A 4,944-nucleotide genomic window follows, 5' to 3' on the forward strand; every position below is an offset into this window, starting at 1 on the left:
AGGTCGGGCACGACCCGGTCGGCCCGCCTGCGCCACGCCCTGGGCCGCTCGCCCAGCGGCACGCCCGCCTGGTCGAGCTCCTCCGCGCCGAGCTGCGCCTGCGACTCGGCCAGGCGCGCGGTGGCCCTGCCGAGGGAGCGGGCCATGAGGAGCACGTGCTCCTCGTCGTAGACGCCGTCGCTGACCATGCCGAGCAGCGTCCTGAGCGCCTCCACGTCGGAGTCGGTGAACTCGACGGCGTCGTCGGCGACGTTCGGGAAGCCCAGCGCCCGCCAGAACCGGCGCGCGCGGTAGACCGGCACCCCGGCCATCTGGGCGACCTGGTGGCTGGTGTAGCGACGGGGCTCGCGCAGGAACGCCTCGGCGAGCCCGTCCGGATCGTCGCGCGCCATGCTGAAAGATACACCGGCAATGGGTATGAAGTGCGCTTATCCGCTGCTATTCGAATGCTATTCGAGCAGGGCGCGCAGCGCTGGGCGCTCCCCGGCCGGCACGTACGCCACGTAGTAGTCGTACATCGTCTGCCGTGACAGCCTCGCCGCCAGCGGGCCGTCGCCGGCGCGGACGGCGGCCAGCACCTCCTCGTGGTGCCGGATGCTCCGCCGCATCAGCCCCGCCCGGTCGGGAGCCTCGGCGATCCTGCCGGAGACCAGGCCCAGCACGATCGAGCGGACCACGTCGGTGCAGATCTGGACGAGCTTGTTGCGGCTGGCCCGCGCCACGGCGTCGTGGAAGGCCACGTCGGCCGCGCTGAACTCGTCGTAGCCCAGCTCGACGGCCTCGCGCATCCTGGCGATGGCCGCGTCCATCTCGGCCAGCTGGTCGTCGGTGCGCAGCCGCGCCGCCAGCAGGTTGGCCGAGGAGTCGAGCACCATGCGGAACTGCACCAGCTCGGCGAGCGACAGCCCCTCCACACGTGCCAGCGTGGTCATGGACTTGTGCAGCGCGGCCGGGGTGAACGCCAGCACCTCGGCGCCGTTCGGATCACCGGGCCGTGACCGGACCAGGCCGCGCGCCTGGAGCACCCGGAGCGCCTCGCGCACCGTGGAACGGCTCACCGAGAACTGGGTCATCAGGTCTCGCTCGCTGGGCAGCCGCTGGCCAGGGCAGAGCGCGCCGCTCTCGATGGCCTCCTCGACCTGCTCCACGATCCGCTCGTAGGCGCGAACGGCCCGGACCGGCTCGAAACGCGGACCACCCATGTAAGCCCCCTTGACCTGAGCCGTCGAGTGCTGGCAATGTGCATAGCCTACTGGTCAGACCAGTGCACTAGCCAGGAGGCTATGGACATGAGGCGCATCGTCACCTGGATCGCCCTGGGCGGTCTCCTGCTCAGCACGGCGGCCTGCGGCGGCGGCTCCCGCGGCACCGGCGGCACCGGCGCGGGTGAGTCGCTCGCCGTGGGGTTCGTGGCCGAGCCGGCCAACCTCGACTTCACCTCCACCGAGGGCGCCGCCATCCCGCAGGCGCTGCTGGTCAACGTCTACGAGGGCCTGGTCAAGCTCGGCCAGGACGGCACGGTCCAGCCCCTTCTGGCCGAGAAGTGGGACGTCTCGCCCGACCGCCGGACCTACACCTTCACCCTGCGCGACAACGTCACGTTCAGCAGCGGCGCCCCCTTCACCGCCGACGACGTGGTGTTCTCCCTCGACCGGGTGCGGACCGACTGGAAGCTGAAGATCAAGGCGCAGCTCGACGTCATCGACAAGGTGGAGAAGAAGGACGACTCGACCGCCGTCGTCACGCTCAAGCGGCCCAGCAACGGCTTCCTCTACTCGATGGCCACCCGCCTCGGCGCGATGTTCAGCCGCACGGGGGTCTCCGACCTGGCCAACAAGCCCGTCGGCACCGGCCCGTACGTGCTGGCCTCGTGGAAGCGCGGCGACTCCATCAGGCTGGAGGCCGCCCAGAAGTACTGGGGAGCCAAGCCCTCCCTCACGGCCGTCACGCTGAAGTACTTCAAGGACGCCACGGCCATGAACAACGCGCTGCTGACCGGCGGCATCGACGTGATCTCCAGTGTCCAGGCCCCCGAGTCGCTGCGGCAGTTCGCCGACCCCGGCCGCTTCGAGACGGTCGAGGGCACCACGAACGGCGAGGTGGTGCTGTCGATGAACAACGGCCGCCCGCCGTTCGACGACAAGAAGGTGCGCCAGGCCGTCCGACACGCGATCGACCACAAGGCGCTGCTCGACACCGCCTGGGCCGGGCGCGGCCAGCTGATCGGCTCCATGGTGCCGCCCACCGACCCCTGGTACGAGGACCGCACCGGCGACCGCCCCTACGACGTCGCCAAGGCCAGGGCGCTGCTCGGCGGCAAGACCTACACCGTCAAGATGCGCATCCCCAACCTGCCCTACGCCGTCGCCGCCGCGCAGGTGGTCAAGTCGCAGCTCGCCCAGGTGGGCATCACGGCCGACATCGAGCCGCTGGAGTTCCCGGCGCGCTGGCTGGACGTGGTGTTCAAGCAGGGCGACTACCACATGTCCATCATCAACCACGTCGAACCCCGCGACATGGGGATCTTCGCCGACAAGTCCTACTACTTCCGTTACGACAACCCCGAGTTCGGCAAGCTGCTGGCCTCCGCCGACCAGGGGAGCGAGCAGCAGCAGGCCGACGACCTCAAGAAGGCCGCCAAGCTGCTGTCCGACGACGCCGCGGCCGACTGGCTGTTCCTGTTCCCCAACCTCATCGTGGCGAAGAAGGGCGTCACCGGGCTGCCGAAGAACGGCATCTCGGAGTCCTTCGACTTCACCGGGCTCGCCAAGCAGTGACCCTCTACCTGCTGAAGCGGATGGCGGTGCTCGTCGCGAGCACCGCCGTCGCCGGCGTGGCCGTCTTCGCGTTCATGGCGGTGCTGCCCGGCGACCCGGCCGAGATCGCGCTCGGCGTCAACGCGACGCCCGAGGCGGTCGCCCGGCTGCGGGCCCAGTTCGGCACCGACCGGCCGCCCGCCGCGCAGTTCCTCGACTGGTTCGGCGGGCTGGCCCAGGGCGACTTCGGCACCTCCTACGTCACCAGCTCGCCCGTGGGGCCGCAGATCGCCGACCGCCTCGGCGTGACGGGGGTGCTGGTGCTCGGCGGCATGGCCATCGCGCTGCTCATCGCGGTGCCGGCGGGCACCTTCGCCGCCGTGCACCACCGCAACGCGCTCGGCGCCGCCATCAGCGCCGCCAGCCAGGCCGGCATCGCCGTCCCGGCGTTCCTGGCGGGCATCCTGCTGGTGTTCGTGTTCGCGGTGCGGGCGCAGGCGCTGCCCTCCGGCGGCTACGTGCCGGTCGCCGAGGACCCCGTGGAGTGGCTGCGGAGCCTGCTGCTGCCGTGGCTCTCGCTCGGCCTCGTGCAGGGCGCGGTCCTGACCAGGTACGTGCGCAGCTCCGTGCTCGACGTGATGCGCGAGGACTACCTGCGCACGGCCCGCGCCAAGGGCAGGGGCAGCATGGGCGCCCTGTGGCGGCACGGCCTGCGCAACGCCTCCATCCCCGTGGTCACCGTGCTCGGCCTGCAGCTCGCCACGCTGCTCGTCGGCGCGGTCGTGGTCGAGCGGGTGTTCGTCGTACCCGGCCTGGGCGACCTGCTCCTGAACGGTGTCGCCGGGCGCGACCTGCTGCTCGTCCAGGGGGTGGTGATGGTGCTCGTGGTGGCCGTCCTGCTGATCAACTTCGTGGTGGACGTCTGCTACGCCGCGCTCGACCCCAGGCTGCGGGGATCGCGATGAGAGGCCGCCCAAACGCCGCGCTGGTCATCGGCGGTGCGCTGGTCGGGCTCGTCGTGCTCGCCGCGCTGACCTCCTTCGTATGGACGCCGCACGACCCCACGTACGTGGACGCGGCGGGCAAGCTGCGCGAACCCGGTGACGGCTACCTGCTCGGCGCCGACAAGTTCGGCCGCGACACGCTCAGCCAGCTCATGGTCGGCGCCCGCACCACCCTCTACGTCGGCATCGTCGCCGTCGGCGTCGCCGCGCTGATCGGCACGCCGCTGGGCGTCGTCGCCGGGATGGCGCCCCGCTCCCAGGGCTGGCTGTCCGAGCTCATCATGCGGCTGAACGACCTGGTGTTCGCGTTCCCCGCGCTGCTGCTCGCCGTCATGCTCGCCGCGGTCTACGGGGCCGGCACGCTCACCGCGATGGCCGCGATCGGTGTGGCCACCGTGCCCGCCTTCGCCCGCGTCGCCAGGGCCGCGACGATGCAGGTCATGGTCACCGACTACATCCTCGCCGCGCGGGCCGCGGGCCGCCGCCGCACCGCCATCGCCGTGCGGCACGTGCTGCCGAACATCGGCTCCGTGCTCATCGTGCAGGCGTCGGTGTCGTTCGCCATCGCGATCCTGGCCGAGGCGGCGCTGTCGTTCCTCGGCTTCGGCACCCGGCCGCCCACCCCCTCGTGGGGCCGGATGCTGCAGGAGTCACAGGAGCTCCTCTTCTCCACCCCGCGCCTGGCGCTGTGGCCGGGGCTGGCCGTCGCGCTGGCCGTACTCGGGTTCAACCTGCTCGGCGACGGCCTGCGCGACCACCTCGACCCCAGGCTGAGGAGGGTCCGTGCTGAGGGTTGACGGGCTGTCCGTCCACGCCGGCCCGATCGAGCTGGTGCGCGAGGTGTCGTTCGGCATCGCGCCGGGGGAACGGGTCGGGCTGATCGGCGAGTCGGGCTCCGGCAAGTCGCTGACCGCCCTCTCCCTCCTGGGCCTGCTCCCCGAGGGGGTGACGGCCTCCGGCGCCGCCCGGCTGGGCGAGCACGACCTGGTCGGCGTGCCCGAACGCCGGATCAAGGAGCTGCGCGGCCGGCGGATCTCGATGGTGTTCCAGGAGCCGATGACCGCGCTCAACCCGCTCATGCGGGTGGTCGCCCAGGTCGCCGAGGTCATGACCCTGCACGGCGTCCCGGCCGCCCGGGCCCGCGAGCGCGCCGTCGAGCTGCTCGGCCGGGTCCGGCTGCCCCG

The 4,944-nt window shown here is 71.7% G+C and carries 5 protein-coding genes and 1 pseudogene; 4 read left to right on the forward strand and 2 right to left on the reverse strand.

Features of this window, described 5'->3' with window-relative positions:
- A pseudogene (locus DQW85_RS27690) lies at positions 1-392 on the reverse strand (adenylate cyclase regulatory domain-containing protein); the annotation flags it as partial.
- A 57-nt stretch (positions 393-449) separates the two neighbouring features.
- Complete coding sequence (locus tag DQW85_RS27695) at positions 450-1,202, reverse strand: FadR/GntR family transcriptional regulator (RefSeq protein ID WP_113702839.1); 753 nt, start codon at positions 1,200-1,202, stop codon at positions 450-452.
- Positions 1,203-1,289: 87 nt separating this feature from the next.
- On the opposite strand from DQW85_RS27695, the gene DQW85_RS27700 reads away from it, so the two are divergent.
- The 4 genes from DQW85_RS27700 to DQW85_RS27715 form a co-directional block, all read left to right on the forward strand.
- On the forward strand, positions 1,290-2,777 hold the full coding sequence (locus DQW85_RS27700; protein ID WP_113702842.1) for an ABC transporter substrate-binding protein: 1,488 nt from the start codon (positions 1,290-1,292) through the stop codon (positions 2,775-2,777).
- Complete coding sequence (locus DQW85_RS27705) at positions 2,774-3,721, forward strand: ABC transporter permease (protein ID WP_113702840.1); 948 nt, start codon at positions 2,774-2,776, stop codon at positions 3,719-3,721. The genes DQW85_RS27700 and DQW85_RS27705 overlap by 4 nt, the downstream gene beginning before the upstream one ends.
- Positions 3,718-4,557, forward strand: a complete 840-nt coding sequence (locus tag DQW85_RS27710) for an ABC transporter permease (RefSeq protein ID WP_113702841.1) — start codon at positions 3,718-3,720, stop codon at positions 4,555-4,557. The genes DQW85_RS27705 and DQW85_RS27710 overlap by 4 nt, the downstream gene beginning before the upstream one ends.
- Positions 4,544-4,944, forward strand: a 401-nt coding sequence (locus tag DQW85_RS27715) for an ATP-binding cassette domain-containing protein (RefSeq protein ID WP_113702843.1), incomplete at its 3' end; no start/stop codon positions are given. The genes DQW85_RS27710 and DQW85_RS27715, both read left to right, overlap by 14 nt.

The organism is Nonomuraea lactucae, assembly GCF_003313395.1.
GTDB lineage: Bacteria > Actinomycetota > Actinomycetes > Streptosporangiales > Streptosporangiaceae > Nonomuraea > Nonomuraea lactucae.

Bases quoted from the DNA above. Each gene is read 5' to 3' on its own strand.
- DQW85_RS27700 (WP_113702842.1), top strand. From the start codon at position 1,290: ATGAGGCGCATCGTCACCTGGATCGCCCTGGGCGGTCTCCTGCTCAGC.
- DQW85_RS27695 (WP_113702839.1), bottom strand. From the start codon at position 1,202: ATGGGTGGTCCGCGTTTCGAGCCGGTCCGGGCCGTTCGCGCCTACGAG.
- DQW85_RS27710 (WP_113702841.1), top strand. From the start codon at position 3,718: ATGAGAGGCCGCCCAAACGCCGCGCTGGTCATCGGCGGTGCGCTGGTC.